This is a genomic window from Streptomyces sp. NPDC088553 (genome assembly GCF_044752965.1).
Taxonomy (GTDB): Bacteria; Actinomycetota; Actinomycetes; order Streptomycetales; family Streptomycetaceae; genus Streptomyces.
This window is the reverse complement of the sequence record NZ_JBIVMG010000011.1, coordinates 157,437-175,181: the sequence shown is the minus strand read 5'-3', so window position 1 is coordinate 175,181 and position 17,745 is coordinate 157,437. Positions and strand designations below refer to the sequence as shown.

Sequence of the window (17,745 nt, the reverse complement as noted above, 5' to 3'; positions counted from 1 at the left end):
CCTATCCGGCCGCCGACAGCCACCGGGCGGCCGTCCGCGGGCCGAGCCCCAGCGCCCCGGCCGCCGCCAGATCCTCACCGGTGTCCACGTCCCGGCGCACCGAATCCACCCCCGCCAGCAGGATTTCCACCGCGCCCGAAGACAAATGCCGGAGCCGCGACGCACCCCCGAATGCCGGTTCCAATTCCACCCCCGGACCCGCCGAGAGGAATGTCGTACCTATTTCGGCGGCATCCGCGAGAAAAGCCCTCGGAAATTTCCCGGCCACCTCCAGGACCCGGGCCAGCTCCGCGGGCCGCAGCGCCGGCAGATCCGCGTTGAGCGCCGCCACCCGCGCGGCCGGCCGCCGGGCCCGTACGGCACGGACCCCGTGCGCGAGCGCGGCGTTGAGCCCCGCCGCCGGGGTGTCCGGTACGATCCGCGCGCCCAGGGCGGCGAGCGCCTCGCCGGCCGCCGGATCGTCCGTGACGACCACCACATCCCGTACCCGCGGGCAGTTCAGCACCGCCCCCACGGTGTCCTCGGCGAACGCCAGCGCCAGCCGCGGGCGCAGCCGGGAACCGGCCGCCGCGGCCAGTCTGCTCTTCGCCAGGGCAAGGGGCTTCAGGGGTACGACCAGGGACCAGCCGTCGTCCGCATGCGTGTTCATCGCGGCCCATTCTGTCCCGCCCACGCGGTCCCCAGGAGGGCCCGGGGCGTACGGTGTCACTCGACAGAGCAGGAGCATGGGGCGACACTTGACCCTCTGCCAGCCAGTCCCGGAGAAAGGTGTACGAGTGCCCCGCCGCAGAATCGGCTTCTGGTACCGCCTCGCGGCGGTCATCGCCAAGCCCCCCCTGGTGGTTCTGTTCAAGCGGGACTGGCGCGGTATGGAGCACATTCCGGCCGACGGCGGTTTCATCACCGCGGTCAACCACAACTCCTACCTGGACCCGCTGTCCTACGCGCACTACCAGTACAACACCGGCCGGGTCCCGCGCCTCCTCGCCAAGGCGGCCCTCTTCAAGGCCCCCTTCGTCGGGATGATGCTGCGCGGCACCGGCCAGATCCCCGTCTACCGGGAGACGACCAACGCGCTCGACGCGTTCCGCGCCGCCGTCGACGCCATCGAGCGCGGCGAGTGCGTCGCCTTCTACCCCGAGGGCACCCTCACCCGGGACCCCGACATGTGGCCCATGGCGGGCAAGACCGGTGCCGCGCGCGTCGCGCTGCTCACCCGGGCCCCCGTCATCCCGGTGGCCCAGTGGGGCGCCAACCTGGCGATGCCGCCGTACGCCAAGGAGAACAAGCTCAGCCTGTTCCCCCGCAAGACGCTGACCGTCCAGGCCGGTCCGCCCGTCGACCTCTCCCGCTTCTACGGACTCGAGCCCACGCCCGAGGTGCTCCGCGAGGCGACCGAGGTCATCATGGCGGCCATCACCGCGCTCCTGGAGCAGATCCGCGGCGAGCAGGCGCCCGCCGAACCGTACGACCACCGCAAGGCGCGCCTGGAGCAGCGGCGCAGGGCCGCCGAAGGGGGCACCAAGTGACCAAGGCAGCCGTCTTCGGAAACGGATCCTGGGGCACCGCGTTCGCGATGATCCTCGCCGACGCGGGCTGCGAGGTGAGCCTCTGGGGCCGCCGCGCCGAACTCGCCAAGGAGATCAACGCCTCCCGGGTCAACCCGGACTACCTGCCGGGCGTCGAACTCCCCGCGGCGATCACGGCCACCGCCGACCCGGCCGAGGCGGCCCACGACGCCGACTTCACCGTCCTCGTCGTCCCCTCCCAGACCCTCCGCGGCAACCTCGCCGGCTGGGCCCCGATGCTGGCACCCGACACCGTCCTCGTCTCCCTGATGAAGGGCGTCGAACTCGGCACCGCCAAGCGGATGAGCGAGGTCATCACCGAGGTCGCCGACGTGCCCGCCGAGCGCGTGGCCGTCCTCACCGGCCCCAACCTGGCCAAGGAGATCGCCGCCCGGCAGCCCGCCGCCGCCGTCGTCGCCTGCGTCGACGAGACCGTCGCCCAGCGCCTCCAGACCGCCTGCATGACCCCGTACTTCCGCCCGTACACCAACACCGACGTGGTGGGCTGCGAGCTCGGCGGGGCCGTGAAGAACGTCATCGGCCTCGCCGTCGGCATCGCCAACGGCATGGGCCTCGGCGACAACTCCAAGGCCACGCTCATCACCCGCGGCCTCGCCGAGACCACCCGCCTCGGCCTCGCCATGGGCGCCGACCCGCTCACCTTCTCCGGCCTCGCGGGCCTCGGCGACCTCGTCGCCACCTGCTCCTCGCCGCTCTCCCGGAACAACACCTTCGGCACCAACCTCGGCCGCGGGATGACCCTCCAGGAGACCATCGCGGCCACCAAGCAGACCGCCGAGGGCGTCAAGTCCTGCGAGTCGGTGCTCGATCTGGGCCGCCGCCACGGCGTCGACATGCCCATCACCGAGACGGTCGTGTCGATCGTCCACGACGGCAAGCCGCCGGTCGTCGCCCTCAAGGAACTGATGTCGCGCAGCGCGAAGCCCGAGCGCCGGTAGCCGCCACCGGGCGGTGCCGGTCAGGGACCCACGCGTCGCCGGGCCGCGCTGGGCCGGACGCGCGAGGGGAGCGGGGCCGCAAGGCCGTTCGGGACGCGCAAGGTACGCTCATCGCGATATGAGCGAGAACACCCAGAGCCCCCGCAAGCCGCGCGTGGCCGTCGTCTTCGGCGGACGCAGCTCCGAGCACGCCATCTCCGTCGTCACGGCGGGCGCCGTCCTGAGCGCCATCGACCGGGACAAGTACGACGTGCTGCCCATCGGCATCACGACGGACGGGCGCTGGGCGCTCACCGCCGACGCCCCCGAGCGCATGGCCATCGCCGACCGCGCCCTGCCGAACGTCACCGACCTCGCCGAGTCCGGCGAGGGCGGCGTCGTCCTCTCCGTCGACCCCGCCAACCGCGAGGTCGTCCTCACCGAGCCCGGCGCCGTGCCGAGGGCCCTCGGCGAGGTCGACGTGGTCTTCCCGATGCTCCACGGCCCCTACGGCGAGGACGGCACCCTCCAGGGCCTCCTGGAGCTCTCCGGCGTCCCCTACGTCGGCGCGGGCGTCCTCGCCTCCGCCGTCGGCCAGGACAAGGAGTACATGAAGCGGGTCTTCGTCTCCTTCGGCCTCCCGGTCGGCCCGTACGAGGTCATCCGGCCGCGCGAGTGGGACCAGAACCCCGCGGCCGCCCGCAAGAAGATCGTCGAGTTCGCCGCCGAGCACGGCTGGCCGCTCTTCGTGAAGCCGGCCCGCGGCGGCTCCTCCATGGGCATCACCAAGGTCGACGACCTCTCCGGCCTGGACGAGGCCATCGAGGAGGCCCGCCGCCACGACCCCAAGATCCTCGTCGAGTCGCTGCTGCGCGGCCGCGAGATCGAGTGCGGCGTCCTGGAGTTCGAGGACGGGCCGCGCGCCAGCGTGCCGGCCGAGATCCCGCCGGTCACGGACCACGACTTCTACGACTTCGAGGCCAAGTACATCGACTCGGCCTCCGGCATCGTGCCCGCCCCCATCGGGGACGAGGCCACCGCCGAGATCCAGCGCCTCGCCGTCGCCGCCTACGAGGCGGTCTCCTGCGAGGGCCTGGTCCGCGCGGACTTCTTCCTCACCGAGGACGGCGAGTTCGTCATCAACGAGATCAACACCATGCCGGGCTTCACGCCGATCTCCATGTACCCGCGCATGTGGCAGGAGAGCGGCGTGAGCTACCCCGAGCTCGTCGACCGGCTCATCCAGGCCGCGCTGACCCGCTCCACGGGCCTGCGCTGACCCGCTCCACGGGCCCGCGCTGATCCCCTGGGGCCCGTCCCAGCACCCCGGAAGGCCGTGCCGCCGCCCTCAGAGGCTGGACGGCACGGTCTTCCGTACGGGATCGGCGAGATCCGCGAGCGGCGTCATGTCGTGCGTGTACTGCTCGCCGAGCGTGACCTCGACGTATGTCTTCCGGTACGTCGTGGTGAAACGGGGCCCGCTGCCCTCGGGACGCTCCAGCATCCAGTTGACGCCGTTCGCCTCGACGCCCTGCGCCTTGGGATCGCTCATCTTTTCGGGCCGGGGCACCCCGCAGCGCAGTACGATCGCACCGTCACCCCAGCCGGCGGTCAACTCGGAGCCGGGCTCCGGGTCACTCCGTTCCAGCCCCACCACGGTGCCGGGAAGCTCCTTCGCCAGGTCCTGGCAGAGGGCGGCCTCCGCCGCCGGGGGGCTGGGGACCTCGACGGACGCCGCGGCGTCCGGCGAGGAACAGCCGGCGGCGGCCAGTAGCAGCACGGCTGCCGTGACGGCGGCGGGCAGGCCGAAGGGCCGGTGGGAAGACTTCACCGGCCAAGCGTAGACGGGGGCTACAGATGAACGACCGGGCAGGTGAGGGTGCGCGTGATGCCGTCCACTTGCTGGACCTTCGCGACCACCATGCGGCCGAGCTCGTCGACGGTGTCCGCCTGCGCACGCACGATGACGTCGTACGGACCGGTCACGTCCTCCGCCTGGAGCACCCCCGGGATCTTGGAGATGGTGTCGGCGACGGTCGACGCCTTGCCCACCTCGGTCTGGATGAGGATGTACGCCTGAACCACGGAACCTCCAGGGCGACCACGAGGATCTTGTGGGAGAAAGGGACGCCACGGTACCGCGTCGCCGCGGGCCGCGGGGAGACCTGCGCGTCCCGAGGCGCTCGCGGGGTGGCGTACGCAGGACAGAAGTTGACGGTCTACTTGACGGTACCCAGCACGGTGACGGCCCGCGACCCGCGGCGCGAACAGACGCGCCCCCGCCCGCCGGCCGGCACGAAGACACGAGGTGAGGCGCGGTGAAGGGCACAGTCGGAGAGCTGGGCGAGTTCGGGCTCATCAAGGAGCTCACGTCCCGGCTCACCTCCACCCCGGCGGTACGGATCGGGCCGGGCGACGACGCCGCGGTCGTCTCCGCGCCCGACCGGCGCGTGGTGGCCAGCACGGACATCCTTCTCGAAGGACGTCACTTCCGCCGCGACTGGTCGACGGCGTACGACGTCGGCCGCAAGGCCGCCGCACAGAACCTCGCCGACATCGCCGCCATGGGCGCGGTCCCCACCGCGCTCCTCCTCGGCCTGGTCGTCCCGGCCGAACTGCCCGTCACCTGGCCCACCGAACTCATGGACGGCCTGCGCGACGAATGTCAGGTCGCGGGCGCCGCGGTGGTCGGCGGCGACGTCGTCCGGGGCGACACGATCATGGTGTCCATCACCGCGCTCGGTGATCTGCGCAACCACGACCCGGTCACCCGGGGCGGCGCCCAGCCCGGCGACGTCGTCGCCTACACGGGCTGGCTCGGCTGGTCCGCCGCCGGCTACGCGGTGCTCTCCCGCGGCTTCCGCTCCCCGCGCGCCTTCGTCGAGGCCCACCGCAGGCCCGAACCGCCGTACCACGCGGGTCCCGCGGCCGCCGGTCTCGGCGCCACCGCCATGTGCGACGTCAGCGACGGCCTCATCGCCGACCTCGGCCACATCGCCGAGGCCAGCAAGGTCCGCATCGACCTGCGCTCCGGGCTCATCGACATCCCGACCCAGATGAACGACATCGGCCAGGCCGTCGGCGTCGACCCCATGCAGTGGGTGCTCACCGGGGGAGAGGACCACGCCATCGTGGCCACCTTCCCGCCCGACGTGAAGCTGCCCGCCCGCTGGAAGGTCATCGGCGAGGTCCTCAACCCCTCCGCGCTGCCGCAGGTCACCGTGGACGGCGCGCCCTGGCACAGCGTGGGCGGCTGGGACCACTTCGGGGAGACCGAGTGACCTCCGCGCCCCCGCCGGTGCTGACCGTCGCCGGATCCGACTCCGGCGGCGGCGCCGGCATCCAGGCCGACCTGAAGACGATGCTCGCGCTCGGCGTCCACGGCATGAGCGTGCTCACCGCCGTCACCGCCCAGAACTCGCGGGGCGTCCAGGGCGTCTGGGAGCTGCCCGTGGAGGCCGTACGGGCCCAGTACCGGGCCGTCGTCGACGACATCGGCGTCCAGGCGGTCAAGACCGGCATGCTGGCCTCGGCCACCCTCGTGGAGACCGTCGCCGAGCTGCTCGGCGACACCGGAGCCCCGGTCGTCGTCGACCCGGTCGGCGTCTCCAAGCACGGGGACTCCCTGCTCGCCGAGAGTGCGCTCGACTCCGTCCGTACGAAGCTGCTGCCCCGGGCCACGGTCGCCACCCCGAACCTGGACGAGGTGACACAGCTCACGGGCGTCCACGTCGTCCACGAGGCCGACATGCGGGTCGCGGCCGAGGCGATCCTGTCGTACGGACCGGAATGGGTCCTGATCAAGGGCGGGCACCTGCCCACCGGCCGGGAGGCCGTGGACCTGCTCACGGACGGCTCCGAGGAGCACTGGCTGCGCGCACCGCGCCACGACAACCGGCACACCCACGGGACGGGCTGCACGCTCGCCTCCGCGGTGGCGTCCGGGCTCGCCAAGGGGCTCCCGGTGCCGGAGGCGGTACGGCAGGCGAAGGACTATGTGACGGGGGCCATCGGCGCCGGATTCGCGCTGGGCGCGGGCATCGGGCCGGTCGACCACGGCTGGCGGTTCAGGGACCGAGGGAGCCGTCGGTGATCACCGGCGGCCCCGCCGTCGCCGGCTTCCGTTTCCGGGCAAGGCAAAAGGCCGGTTCACCTAGGTGAACCGGCCTTTCAAGGCAACCGCAGGGGCTGCGCTACGACAGAACACGTCGCAATTAGCGCGAGACCTTGCCGGCCTTGATGCACGAGGTGCAGACGTTGAGCCGCTTCGGCGTCCGACCGACCACGGCACGCACACGCTGGATGTTCGGGTTCCAGCGACGGGGCGTACGGCGGTGCGAGTGCGAAATGTTGTTGCCGAAGCCCGGCCCCTTGCCGCAGACGTCGCAGTTGGCAGCCACGGGTCACTCCAAAGACTTCAGATTTACAGTGAAATCCGGCGCACCGGAATCAGGAGTCTGAAGTGGCTTGCCGGGGGATTGGCCCGGTGTGAACCAGGCAACCGAAACAGCATACAACGGCTGGCTCGGTGGAACGAAACTACCATGGTCTCGGCGGACCTCGCCCCGGGCCCAGGTCACCGGGGGTCCCCCTGCTCGAGCGAAGCCGAGAGCTTGGGGGAGGGACACCTCGGGTCTACCCTGCGGTGAGCTCACCGCCGAAGGAGGACCCCCCGTTGTCGCGAGCCCTTCACCCCTTCGAGGAGCTCGACGAGCTCGACGCCGAAGCGGTCAGGTCCTGGTGCGCGCGCTCGCTGGACGCGCTCGGCCGGGAGCGCGAGGAGATCGACGCGATCAACGTCTATCCCGTGGCGGACGGGGACACCGGCACCAACCTGTACCTGACGGCGGAGGCCGCCCACCAGGCCGTCGAGGCCGTCTTCGCCGCCTCCGCGCCCACCCCCGACACCGCCGAGACCGTACGGGCCATGGCACACGGCGCGCTCCTCGGGGCCCGCGGGAACTCCGGCACCATCCTGTCCCAGCTCCTCCGCGGCATGGCGGGCGTCCTCGCCGACGGCTGTGACGGTGATCACCTCGCCCGCGCCCTCGGCGAGGCCGCGAGCGCGGCCCGCCGGGCCGTCGCCCACCCCGTGGAGGGCACCATCCTCACCGTGGCGAGCGCCGCGGCCGAGGCCTGCGCCGCCGGCGGCGGGCTCGTCGACGTGGCCAGGAACGCCCACGAGGGGGCCAGGACCGCCCTCGCCGCCACCTCGGGGCAACTCGACGTCCTCGAACGCGCCGGAGTCGTCGACGCGGGCGGCAGGGGCCTCGTGACGGTCCTCGGCGCCCTCCTGGAGACCGTGACCGGACAGGCCCCGCCGCCGGTGGACGAGACGTGGGCCACGCCCGCACCCCCGGAGGACTGCCCCACGGAGGACGGGCCCGCCTACGAGGTGATCTACCTCCTGGAGGCCGGGGACGAGGCCGTCGAGCTGCTCAGGTCCCGGCTGGACGCCCTGGGGGAGTCCCTCGTCGTCGTCGGCGGGGACGGGCTGTGGAACGTCCATGTGCACGTCGACGACGCGGGCGCCGCCGTCGAGGCCGGAGTCGAGGCCGGACGGCCGCACCGCATCCGGATCACCCACTTCGCCGCCGACTCGTCCGCCGCCTCCGCGCGCGGGGAGCGCGCCCAGCGCGCGGTCGTCGCCGTCGTCCCCGGCGAGGGCCTGGCCGGGCTCTGCGCCGAGGCGGGCGCCACGACCGTACGGACCCTGCCCGGCGAACAGCCCGCCGGCGACGACCTCCTCGACGCGATCCGGCGGGCCCACGCGCGCGAGGTGGTCCTCCTGCCCAACGACACCGACCTGCGGCAGGCCGCGGCGGCCGCCGCCGAACGCGCCAGGGCCGAGGGCATCCGCGTCGCCCTCATCCCGACCCGGGCCGCCGTCCAGGGCATCGCCGCCCTCGCCGTCCACGAACCCGACCGGCGCTTCGACGAGGACGTCGTCGCCATGACGGCCGCCGCCGGAGCCACCCGCTACGCCGAACTCGCCGTCGCCGAAAGGCAGTCCTTCACCTCGGCGGGCGTCTGCCAGGCCGGTGACATCCTCGGCCTCATCGAGGGCGACGTCGCCGTCATCGGCGCCGACCTCACCGAGACCGCCCGCACCGTCCTGGACCGGATGCTCTCGGCCGGCGGCGAACTCGTCACCCTCGTCGTCGCCGACGACACCCCGCCCGGACTCGCCCCCGACCTGGAGGCCCACGTCCGGCGCGGCTACCTGGCCGTCGACACCACCACGTACCACGCGGGCGCGGGGGCGCCGCCGCTGCTCATCGGGGTGGAATAGGGGTTTTTCCCGGTGGTTGTCCACAGCCTCCGGGACGACTGTCGGTCGCGTGGTGTGCAATGGAACGCGTGCCCGCGCTCGACGAACCACTCAAGAAGTCCCTCGGCCCCGCCACCGCCAAGGTCATGGCCGAGGCACTCGACCTGCACACGGTCGGTGACCTGCTCCACCACTACCCCCGCCGGTACGCCGAGCGGGGGGAGCTGACGACCCTCGCCGACCTGCCGCTCGACGAGCACGTCACGGTGGTCGCGCAGGTCGCCGACGCCCGAGTGCACACCTTCAACGGCTCCAAGGGGCGCGGCCAGCGCCTCGAAGTGACCATCACCGACGGCAGCGGCCGCCTCCAGCTGGTCTTCTTCGGCAAGGGCGTGCACAAGCCCCACCACGACCTGCTGCCCGGCACCCGCGCGATGTTCGCCGGCAAGGTCTCGCTCTTCAACCGGCGCCTCCAGCTCGCCCACCCGTCGTACGAACTCCTCCGCGGCGACAGCGAGGAGGCCGTGGACGTCTGGGCCGGGGCCCTCATCCCGATCTACCCGGCCACCACCAAGCTGGAGTCCTGGAAGATCGCCAAGGCCGTCGACGCCGTCCTGCCCAGCGCCGTCGACGCCGTCGACCCGCTTCCCGACGCCCTGCGCGAGGGCCGCGGTCTCGCCGAGCTCCCCGACGCCCTCCGGCTCATCCACCGGCCCCGCACCAAGTCCGACATCGCCACCGCGCGCGAGCGCCTCAAGTGGGACGAGGCCTTCGTCCTCCAGGTCGCCCTCGCCCGCCGCCGGCACGCCGACACCCAGCTCCCCGCCGTCGCCCGCCGGCCCGTCCCCGAGGGCATCCTCGACGCCTTCGACGCCAAACTCCCCTTCACCCTCACCGACGGCCAACGGAAGGTCTCCAAGGAGATCTTCGACGACCTCGCCACCGACCACCCCATGCACCGCCTCCTCCAGGGCGAGGTCGGATCGGGCAAGGCGCAGCCCCTGGACTCCCTCGTGTTGACCTCTGTGGGATTCCGACGGATGGGCGACATGCGGGTCGGGGACGAGGTGATCGTGCCCACGGGAGAGACCGCGGTCGTCGACGGAGTCTTTCCGCAAGGGGAGCGCGAGGTGTGGCGGATCCTCCTCTCGGACGGAACCGCCGTGGAGTGCGACGACGAGCATTTGTGGATCGTGGGAACGAGCTGCGCATGGCACCGCGGCCAGGCCCCCGAGGTGCTGACCACAAGGGAGATCCGGCATGACCTCTTGAAGGCGAACGGCTCTTCGAAGTGGTACATCCCCGCCGCCGCCCCGGTCGACCTGGGAGACGGGTCCACACTGCCGCTCGATCCGTATCTGCTCGGTGTGCTCCTGGGCGACGGCTCGTTCCGGCACAACTTGCGGCTCTCCACGACCGACGCCGAGATCCATGACGCCGTCGCGATGTCCGTAGAGCCGGACTGCAGGCTCACCCCCGTGGTCGGCTCGCGTTGCGACTACACGATCCAGCTCGTCCGGCGTGCGGGCGGCGCGCGGAATCCCGTCATCCAAGCGCTGCGCGACCTGGAGCTGTGGGGTGCCACATCGCATGACAAGTTCATCCCCGCGCAGTTCAAGAACGCCACGATCAAGGACCGTCTCGCGGTCCTCCAAGGGCTCCTGGACACGGACGGCACCGTGCACCAGGACGGCATGAGCGTGTCGCTCTGCTCCGCTTCGCGCTTGCTCGCGGAGGACGTGGCGTGGCTCGTACGCTCGCTCGGCGGGCGAGCGCGGGTTCTGCCGAAGAAGACCGCCTTCAACGTCTCGGTGGCTCTGCCCGACGGGTACCCCCCGTTCCGGCTCACCCGCAAGGCCGAGCGGATGCGTCCGAGGCCCAAGTACAACACCTTCCGGCGTGGCATCCGTGCCGTGGAGTACGTCGGCCGGAAGGCCGTGCAGTGCATCAGCGTCGCGCATGCCGACCACGCTTATGTGACTGATCACTTCACCGTGACGCACAACACGATGGTGGCCCTTCGCGCCATGCTCGCCGTCGTCGACTCCGGGGGACAGGCCGCCATGCTCGCCCCCACCGAGGTCCTCGCCCAGCAGCACCACCGCTCCGTCACCGAGATGATGGGCGAGCTCGCCGAGGGAGGGATGCTCGGCGGCGCCGACCGGGCCACCAAGGTCGTCCTGCTCACCGGCTCCATGGGCACCGCGGCCCGCCGGCAGGCCCTCCTCGACCTGGTCACCGGCGAGGCCGGGGTGGTCATCGGCACCCACGCGCTGATCGAGGACAAGGTCCAGTTCCACGACCTGGGCCTGGTCGTCGTCGACGAGCAGCACCGCTTCGGCGTCGAGCAGCGCGACGCCCTCCGCGGCAAGGGGAAGCAGCCCCCGCACCTGCTGGTGATGACCGCCACCCCCATCCCGCGCACGGTCGCCATGACCGTCTTCGGCGACCTGGAGACCTCCGTCCTCGACCAGCTGCCCGCCGGACGCTCGCCGATCGCCACCCATGTCGTGCCCGCCGCCGACAAGCCGCACTTCCTCGCGCGCGCGTGGGAACGGGTCCGCGAGGAGGTCGAGAAGGGCCACCAGGCGTACGTGGTCTGCCCGCGCATCGGCGACGAGGAGGACCAGAGGAAGAAGGCGAAGGCGTCCGCCGAGGACGAGGCCGAGAAGCGCCCGCCGCTCGCCGTCCTCGACGTCGCCGAGAAGCTCCGCGCCGGGCCCCTCGCCGGACTCCGGATCGCCGTCCTGCACGGCCGCATGCACCCCGACGACAAGGACGACGTCATGCGCCGCTTCGCCGCGGGCGAGCTCGACGTCCTCGTCGCCACCACCGTCATCGAGGTCGGCGTCAACGTCCCCAACGCCACCGCCATGGTGATCATGGACGCCGACCGCTTCGGCGTCTCCCAGCTCCACCAGCTCCGCGGCCGCGTCGGCCGGGGCTCGGCACCCGGCCTCTGCCTCCTCGTCAGCGAGATGCCCGAGGCCACCCCCGCCCGCCAGCGTCTCGCCGCCGTCGCCGCCACCCTCGACGGCTTCGAGCTCTCCCGTATCGACCTCGAACAGCGACGCGAGGGCGACGTCCTCGGCCAGGCCCAGTCCGGCGTCCGCTCCTCCCTGCGGGTGCTGACCGTCATCGACGACGAGGAGGTCATCGCCGCCGCCCGCGAGGAGGCCACCGCCCTCGTCCTCGCCGACCCCGACCTCGCCGCCCACCCGGGGCTGCGCACCGCGCTCGACGCCCTGCTCGACAAGGACCGGGAGGAGTACCTGGAGAAGGGCTGACCACGCGGCGCGGGCCGCGGTCATATCCTGAGACGTACGCACTGGACGACGCAGGACGAGGACACCGATGACTCGCGTGATCGCCGGCACCGCCGGCGGGCGCCGCCTGGCCGTGCCGCCCGGCAACGGCACCCGCCCCACCTCCGACCGGGCGCGCGAAGGCCTCTTCTCCACCTGGGGCGCGTTCCTCGGCACCCTCGACGGTGCCAGGGTCGCCGACCTGTACGCCGGCTCCGGCGCCGTCGGCCTCGAAGCGCTCTCCCGGGGAGCCGCCCACGCCCTCCTCGTCGAGGCCGAACCGCGCGCCGCGCGCACCATCCGCGAGAACATCTCCTCGCTCGGCCTGCCCGGCGCCGAACTCCGCACCGGCAAAGCCGAGCAGATCGTGACGGGACCGGCGCCCGCCGACCCGTACGACCTGGTCTTCCTCGACCCGCCGTACGCCGTCACCGACGAGGATCTTCGCGAGATACTCCTCACACTCCGCTCGGGGGGCTGGCTCGCGGACGACGCCCTCGTCACCGTGGAGCGCAGCACCAGAGGCGGAGAATTCGGCTGGCCGGCCGGTTTCGAACCACTGCGGGCCCGTCGTTACGGCGAGGGAACGTTTTGGTACGGTCGCGCCGCCTCTACGTGCGAAGACGCACGATGACCGGACCGGAGAGCGAGGGACCCAAGTTGCGCCGCGCCGTCTGTCCGGGGTCATTCGACCCCATCACCAACGGACACCTCGACATCATCGCCCGCGCCTCCAAGCTGTACGACGTCGTACACGTCGCGGTGATGATCAACCAGTCGAAGAAGGGCCTGTTCACGGTCGACGAGCGGATCGAGCTGATCCGCGAGGTGACCGCCGACTTCGGCAACGTCGAGGTGGAGTCCTTCCACGGACTGCTCGTCGACTTCTGCAAGCAGCGCGACATCCCCGCGATCGTCAAGGGACTGCGCGCGGTCAGCGACTTCGACTACGAGCTGCAGATGGCCCAGATGAACAACGGCCTCACGGGTGTGGAGACCCTCTTCGTCCCCACCAACCCGACCTACAGCTTCCTGTCGTCCTCGCTGGTCAAGGAGGTCGCGGCCTGGGGCGGCGACGTCTCCCACCTGGTGCCCCCGGCGGTCTTCGGCCGGCTCACCGAGCGCCTGGCGCAGAAGTGACGCGCGGCCACCATCACTGACGCTCCGTCACCCGGTGTCGGACGGGCGCCGACTGCCCTTACAGTCGTCCCGTCCGTCTCCATCCAGCTGTAGAGAGTGGCGAGCACCCGGTGGACGTACAGAAGAAGCTCGACGAGATCGTCGCGACCGTGCAGGGCGCCCGCTCCATGCCCATGTCGGCATCCTGCGTGGTCAATCGCGCCGAGCTGCTCGCCCTGCTCGAAGAGGTGCGGGAGGCGCTGCCCGGCTCCCTCGCGCAGGCCCAGGAGCTGATCGGCGGCCGCGAGCACATGGTCGAGCAGGCCCGCCAGGAGGCGGAGCGGATCATCGAGGCCGCCCACGCCGAGCGCGGCTCGATCGTCTCCGACACCCAGGTCGCCCGGCTGTCGCAGGAGGAGGCCGACCGGATCCTCTCCGAGGCCCGCCGCGAGGCCGAGGAGGTCCGTGCCGAGGCCGACGACTACGTCGACTCCAAGCTCGCGAACTTCGAGGTCGTCCTCAACAAGACGATCGGCTCCGTCGACCGGGGCCGCGAGAAGCTCCTCGGCCGGGGCCCCGGCCTCGACCAGAACGGTTATGCGGACGAGGACGCCCCCGAGTACAGCGCCGACCCGCAGACCCTGATCCAGCGGGCCGACGAGTACGTCGACGCGAAGCTCGGCGCCTTCGAGGCGGTGCTCAGCAAGACCCTGGAGGCCGTCGGACGCGGCCGGCAGAAGCTGCACGGCCGGATCGCCACCGACGCGCTGGGCGAGCACATGGCCGCCCAGGAGGGTCTCGGCGGCTCCGTGCACACCAGCGACTCCGACTACCTGGCCGGACTCGCGGAGCTCGCGGACCCGGAGCCGGTCCAGATCCCCGCCCCGCAGCGGTCCCAGCCCCAGCCCGACCCGTACGCGGCCTACCAGCAGGTGCAGCAGCAGCCCGACCCGTACGCCGGCTACCAGCAGGTCCAGCAGCAGCCCGACCCGTACGCGTACCAGCAGCAGCCGCAGCACGCCGACCCGTACGGCTACCAGCAGCAGGACCCGTACGCGTACCAGCAGCCCGTCCCGCAGCAGGGGCACCAGCAGCAGGGCGCCGCGCTCGACGAGACGAGCTTCTTCGACACGAGCATGATCGACCTGGAGCAGCTGCGCCGGTACGAGCAGGGGCAGTAGAGGGGGGTCGGTACGACCTCAAGGCCCGGATTGGGCCCTGAGCGAAGCGTCCAGTATCCTGGCTCTTCGGTCGCGCGTATCTCCGCGATCCACGCTGCCCACGTCAGGCAGCCTCCTCGACGCAGCACGATTCGAAAGCAGGAAGAGCCCTGAGCACGCGCCTCGACCACCGCAACCCCCTCGTGTTCGACACACACGAGCTGGGGCGGCGTCCTGGTGCCCTCCAGCGGCTCTCGCGTTCGATCGAGGCCCCCAGGGACCTGGGCGTCGAAGGAGTGATCGGAGTGCCCGAGGGCGCTCCGGTGGAAATCGATCTCCGTCTTGAGTCGGTCATGGAAGGGGTGCTTGTCACAGGCACCGCCCGTGCATCGGCCGAGGGGGAGTGCGTAAGGTGTCTGGAGCCCGTCGAGCTGGAGCTCGATGTGGACTTCCAGGAGATGTTCTCGTACCCCGACTCCGACGACCGGGGCCGCTCCAAGGCGGCCGCGGACGACGAAGCCGAGGCAGACGAGGACATGATCCCCCTCGAGGACGGCATGTTCGACCTCGAACCCGTGCTGCGTGATGCGGTGGTGCTCGCACTGCCGATGCAGCCGGTGTGCCGGGAGGACTGTGCGGGTCTGTGTTCCGAGTGTGGAACCAACCTGAACGAGAACCCGGACCACCACCATGACGCCGTCGACATTCGTTGGGCGGCACTGCAGGGACTCGCCGGTTCGCTGGGAACCGATGAGAAGGACAACATGAGCGGCAAAGCCTCTGACGGGGACGTCCGAAGCGCCGCCGAGAAGCAGGAGAAGTAGCCGTGGCTGTTCCGAAGCGGAAGATGTCGCGCAGCAACACGCGCCACCGCCGGTCGCAGTGGAAGGCTGCGGTCCCCACCCTGGTTTCGTGTGAGCGTTGCCAGGAGCCGAAGCTGCAGCACATCGCGTGCCCGAGCTGCGGCACCTACAACAAGCGCCAGGTCCTCTCGGTCTGATTGGGCTGGTGAGAGGCGCAATGTCTGAGTCCCGCAAGACGGACGACAAGACGGACCATGCCTCGTCCCACACGCTTCTGGAAGGGCGGCTCGGCTATCGGCTCGAGTCCGCCCTTCTGGTGCGTGCGCTGACCCACCGTTCGTACGCGTACGAGAACGGCGGTCTGCCCACCAACGAGCGGCTGGAGTTCCTCGGGGACTCCGTGCTCGGCCTGGTGGTCACGGACACGCTGTACCGGACCCACCCCGACCTGCCGGAAGGCCAGCTGGCCAAACTGCGGGCCGCGGTGGTCAACTCGCGTGCGCTGGCGGACGTGGGACGCGAACTCGAACTCGGCTCCTTCATCCGGCTCGGCCGGGGCGAAGAGGGCACGGGCGGCCGGGACAAGGCGTCCATCCTCGCCGACACCCTTGAAGCGGTGATCGGTGCGGTCTATCTCGACCAGGGCCTCGACGCGGCGTCCGAGCTGGTGCACCGGCTCTTCGACCCGCTGATCGAGAAGTCCTCGAACCTCGGTGCCGGCCTGGACTGGAAGACCAGTCTCCAGGAGCTCACCGCGGCCGAGGGTCTGGGCGTTCCGGAGTACCTCGTCTCCGAAGAGGGCCCGGACCACGAGAAGACCTTTACTGCTGCCGCCCGCGTCGGTGGTGTCTCGTACGGCACCGGCACCGGCCGCAGCAAGAAGGAAGCGGAACAGCAGGCGGCGGAGTCCGCGTGGCGCGCGATTCGCGCGGCCGCGGACGAACGCGCGGCGGCGGCGAAGGCCGCGGCCGAGGCGGGAACGGGAGAGGTCGCCGACCCCTCTCCGACCGCCCACCGGGCGTCGGCCTGACGGCCGCACCCTCGCTTCCCGAGAACCCCGCCCACGGGCGGGGTTCTCGCCTTTTCCCCTCCTCTTCTCCTTCCTCCTCCCGCCCTTCCCCGGGGGCCGGCCCCCGGTAGGGTTGAACCGCTGTCGAAGTCGTACGTCCGGAGGAGTCCCGTGCCCGAGCTGCCCGAGGTCGAGGTCGTACGGCGGGGTCTGGAGCGCTGGGTCGCCGGACGGACCGTGACCGAGGTCGAGGTGCTGCACCCCAGGGCCGTACGGCGTCATCCGGCGGGCGGCGAGGACTTCGCGGCCCGGCTGAAGGGGCAGCGGTTCGGGGTGGCGCGCCGCCGCGGCAAGTACCTCTGGCTGCCGCTCGCCGATACCGGCACCTCCGTCCTCGGACATCTCGGCATGAGCGGGCAGCTGCTCGTCCAGCCGGAGGACGCCGCGGACGAGAAGCACCTCCGGATCCGGATCCGCTTCTCCGCATCCGACAGCGACTCCGTCACGGGCGCGGCCGGCACCGAGCTCCGCTTCGTCGACCAGCGCACCTTCGGCGGACTCTCGCTCCACGACCAGACCCCCGACGGACTGCCGGACGTCATCGGGCACATCGCCCGCGACCCGCTGGATCCCGAGTTCGACGACGCCGCCTTCCAGAGCGCGCTGCGGCTGCGCCGTACGACGGTCAAGCGGGCGCTGCTCGACCAGTCGCTGATCAGCGGCGTCGGCAACATCTACGCCGACGAGGCGCTCTGGCGATCTCGGCTGCACTACGACCGGCCGACCGCCACCCTCACGCGCCCGCGCTCGGCCGAACTCCTCGGGCACGTCCGGGACGTGATGAACGCGGCCCTGGAGGTCGGCGGCACCAGCTTCGACAGCCTCTACGTGAACGTCAACGGCGAGTCGGGCTACTTCGACCGCTCGCTCGACGCCTACGGGCGCGAGGACGAGCCCTGCCACCGCTGCGGTACGCCGATGCGGCGCCGCGCGTGGATGAACCGCTCCAGCTACTTCTGCCCGCGCTGCCAGCGACCGCCGCGCGCGAGTGCCTGAGGCGTCCGAGGATCAGGCGCCGACCGGGGCCGCCCGCTCCGCGTCGTAACTCTCCCGCGCCGCTTCGACCTGGGGCATCCGCCCCTCCACCAGCTCGATCAGACCGATCAGCCGCTCCGCGATCTCGCGGCCGAGCGGGGTGAGCCGGTAGTCGACCCGGGGCGGATTCGTCGGCTGCGCCTCGCGATGGACGAGTCCGTCGCGCTCCAGCGCGTGCAGGGTCTGCGACAGCATCTTCTCGCTCACGCCGTCGACCCGGCGCCGCAGTTCGTTGAACCGGAACGTCCCGTCGTGCAGGGCACCGAGGGTCAGGCTGCCCCAGCGGCCCGTCACGTGCTCCAGCGTGCCGCGCGAGGGGCAGGCGCGCGCGAACACGTCGTAGGCGAGGTCGTCAGTCATGTTCTCCACCGTACTCCCGCACAGCGCTCACTACCAGTGGTGCGCTAACCAATGGGTTGCGCTGTCGAAAAGTTAGTGCTCTACTTCTGGACGTCCCCACAGACCTGTTCCCAGACC

At 71.4% G+C, this 17,745-nt stretch carries 19 protein-coding genes; 14 read left to right on the top strand and 5 right to left on the bottom strand.

Going from position 1 to position 17,745, the window contains the following annotated elements:
• Window position 1 precedes the first annotated feature (1 nt).
• Window positions 2-649, bottom strand: coding sequence for a 2-phospho-L-lactate guanylyltransferase (cofC, locus tag ACIP8Z_RS31775; protein WP_402089608.1), 648 nt, complete (start codon window positions 647-649; stop codon window positions 2-4).
• A gap of 127 nt (window positions 650-776) precedes the next feature.
• On the opposite strand from cofC, the gene ACIP8Z_RS31770 reads away from it, so the two are divergent.
• From ACIP8Z_RS31770 to ACIP8Z_RS31760, 3 genes are all read left to right on the top strand, one after another.
• Window positions 777-1,529, top strand: coding sequence for a lysophospholipid acyltransferase family protein (locus ACIP8Z_RS31770; RefSeq protein WP_402089606.1), 753 nt, complete (start codon window positions 777-779; stop codon window positions 1,527-1,529).
• Window positions 1,526-2,527 (top strand): NAD(P)H-dependent glycerol-3-phosphate dehydrogenase, encoded by a 1,002-nt coding sequence (locus ACIP8Z_RS31765; RefSeq protein WP_402089605.1) that lies wholly within the window; start codon window positions 1,526-1,528, stop codon window positions 2,525-2,527. The genes ACIP8Z_RS31770 and ACIP8Z_RS31765 overlap by 4 nt, the downstream gene beginning before the upstream one ends.
• A gap of 118 nt (window positions 2,528-2,645) precedes the next feature.
• A complete protein-coding gene (locus ACIP8Z_RS31760; RefSeq protein WP_319319759.1) occupies window positions 2,646-3,785 on the top strand; it encodes a D-alanine--D-alanine ligase family protein in 1,140 nt (379 codons plus the stop codon).
• Between the two features lie 69 nt (window positions 3,786-3,854).
• Here the strand turns inward: ACIP8Z_RS31760 and ACIP8Z_RS31755 are convergent, their stop codons facing one another.
• Window positions 3,855-4,337: a DUF3515 domain-containing protein gene (locus ACIP8Z_RS31755; RefSeq protein ID WP_319319761.1), complete on the bottom strand. Its 483-nt coding sequence runs from the start codon at window positions 4,335-4,337 to the stop codon at window positions 3,855-3,857.
• A 20-nt stretch (window positions 4,338-4,357) separates the two neighbouring features.
• Window positions 4,358-4,591, bottom strand: coding sequence for an Lrp/AsnC family transcriptional regulator (locus ACIP8Z_RS31750; RefSeq protein ID WP_015036438.1), 234 nt, complete (start codon window positions 4,589-4,591; stop codon window positions 4,358-4,360).
• A 233-nt stretch (window positions 4,592-4,824) separates the two neighbouring features.
• On the opposite strand from ACIP8Z_RS31750, the gene ACIP8Z_RS31745 reads away from it, so the two are divergent.
• A complete protein-coding gene (locus ACIP8Z_RS31745) occupies window positions 4,825-5,787 on the top strand; it encodes a thiamine-phosphate kinase (protein ID WP_055598471.1) in 963 nt (320 codons plus the stop codon).
• Window positions 5,784-6,599: a bifunctional hydroxymethylpyrimidine kinase/phosphomethylpyrimidine kinase gene (gene thiD, locus ACIP8Z_RS31740; protein WP_402089604.1), complete on the top strand. Its 816-nt coding sequence runs from the start codon at window positions 5,784-5,786 to the stop codon at window positions 6,597-6,599. Before ACIP8Z_RS31745 ends, thiD begins: the two co-directional genes overlap by 4 nt.
• Window positions 6,600-6,720: 121 nt before the next feature.
• Here the strand turns inward: thiD and rpmB are convergent, their stop codons facing one another.
• On the bottom strand, window positions 6,721-6,906 hold the full coding sequence (gene rpmB / locus ACIP8Z_RS31735) for a 50S ribosomal protein L28 (protein ID WP_015036441.1): 186 nt from the start codon (window positions 6,904-6,906) through the stop codon (window positions 6,721-6,723).
• Between the two features lie 275 nt (window positions 6,907-7,181).
• Between rpmB and ACIP8Z_RS31730 the strand changes: the two genes are divergently transcribed.
• The 9 genes from ACIP8Z_RS31730 (at window position 7,182) to mutM (ending at window position 17,229) form a co-directional block, all read left to right on the top strand.
• Window positions 7,182-8,798 (top strand): DAK2 domain-containing protein, encoded by a 1,617-nt coding sequence (locus ACIP8Z_RS31730; RefSeq protein WP_402089602.1) that lies wholly within the window; start codon window positions 7,182-7,184, stop codon window positions 8,796-8,798.
• A 59-nt stretch (window positions 8,799-8,857) separates the two neighbouring features.
• A complete protein-coding gene (locus ACIP8Z_RS31725; protein ID WP_402089600.1) occupies window positions 8,858-12,064 on the top strand; it encodes a helicase-related protein in 3,207 nt (1,068 codons plus the stop codon).
• 67 nt (window positions 12,065-12,131) lie between these two features.
• A complete protein-coding gene (gene rsmD / locus ACIP8Z_RS31720; protein WP_319319774.1) occupies window positions 12,132-12,716 on the top strand; it encodes a 16S rRNA (guanine(966)-N(2))-methyltransferase RsmD in 585 nt (194 codons plus the stop codon).
• A gap of 26 nt (window positions 12,717-12,742) precedes the next feature.
• Window positions 12,743-13,222, top strand: coding sequence for a pantetheine-phosphate adenylyltransferase (coaD, locus tag ACIP8Z_RS31715; protein ID WP_187623233.1), 480 nt, complete (start codon window positions 12,743-12,745; stop codon window positions 13,220-13,222).
• Between the two features lie 110 nt (window positions 13,223-13,332).
• Complete coding sequence (locus ACIP8Z_RS31710; protein ID WP_402089598.1) at window positions 13,333-14,382, top strand: cell division initiation protein; 1,050 nt, start codon at window positions 13,333-13,335, stop codon at window positions 14,380-14,382.
• 149 nt (window positions 14,383-14,531) lie between these two features.
• Window positions 14,532-15,185 (top strand): YceD family protein, encoded by a 654-nt coding sequence (locus ACIP8Z_RS31705; RefSeq protein ID WP_383588762.1) that lies wholly within the window; start codon window positions 14,532-14,534, stop codon window positions 15,183-15,185.
• Between the two features lie 2 nt (window positions 15,186-15,187).
• Complete coding sequence (gene rpmF, locus ACIP8Z_RS31700; protein WP_015036448.1) at window positions 15,188-15,361, top strand: 50S ribosomal protein L32; 174 nt, start codon at window positions 15,188-15,190, stop codon at window positions 15,359-15,361.
• Window positions 15,362-15,381: 20 nt separating this feature from the next.
• On the top strand, window positions 15,382-16,194 hold the full coding sequence (rnc, locus tag ACIP8Z_RS31695) for a ribonuclease III (protein WP_318207691.1): 813 nt from the start codon (window positions 15,382-15,384) through the stop codon (window positions 16,192-16,194).
• A gap of 150 nt (window positions 16,195-16,344) precedes the next feature.
• Complete coding sequence (mutM, locus tag ACIP8Z_RS31690) at window positions 16,345-17,229, top strand: bifunctional DNA-formamidopyrimidine glycosylase/DNA-(apurinic or apyrimidinic site) lyase (protein ID WP_402089596.1); 885 nt, start codon at window positions 16,345-16,347, stop codon at window positions 17,227-17,229.
• A gap of 12 nt (window positions 17,230-17,241) precedes the next feature.
• On the opposite strand, the gene ACIP8Z_RS31685 is transcribed toward mutM, so the two are convergent.
• Window positions 17,242-17,628 (bottom strand): helix-turn-helix domain-containing protein, encoded by a 387-nt coding sequence (locus tag ACIP8Z_RS31685; RefSeq protein ID WP_319319785.1) that lies wholly within the window; start codon window positions 17,626-17,628, stop codon window positions 17,242-17,244.
• Window positions 17,629-17,745: the final 117 nt, after the last annotated feature.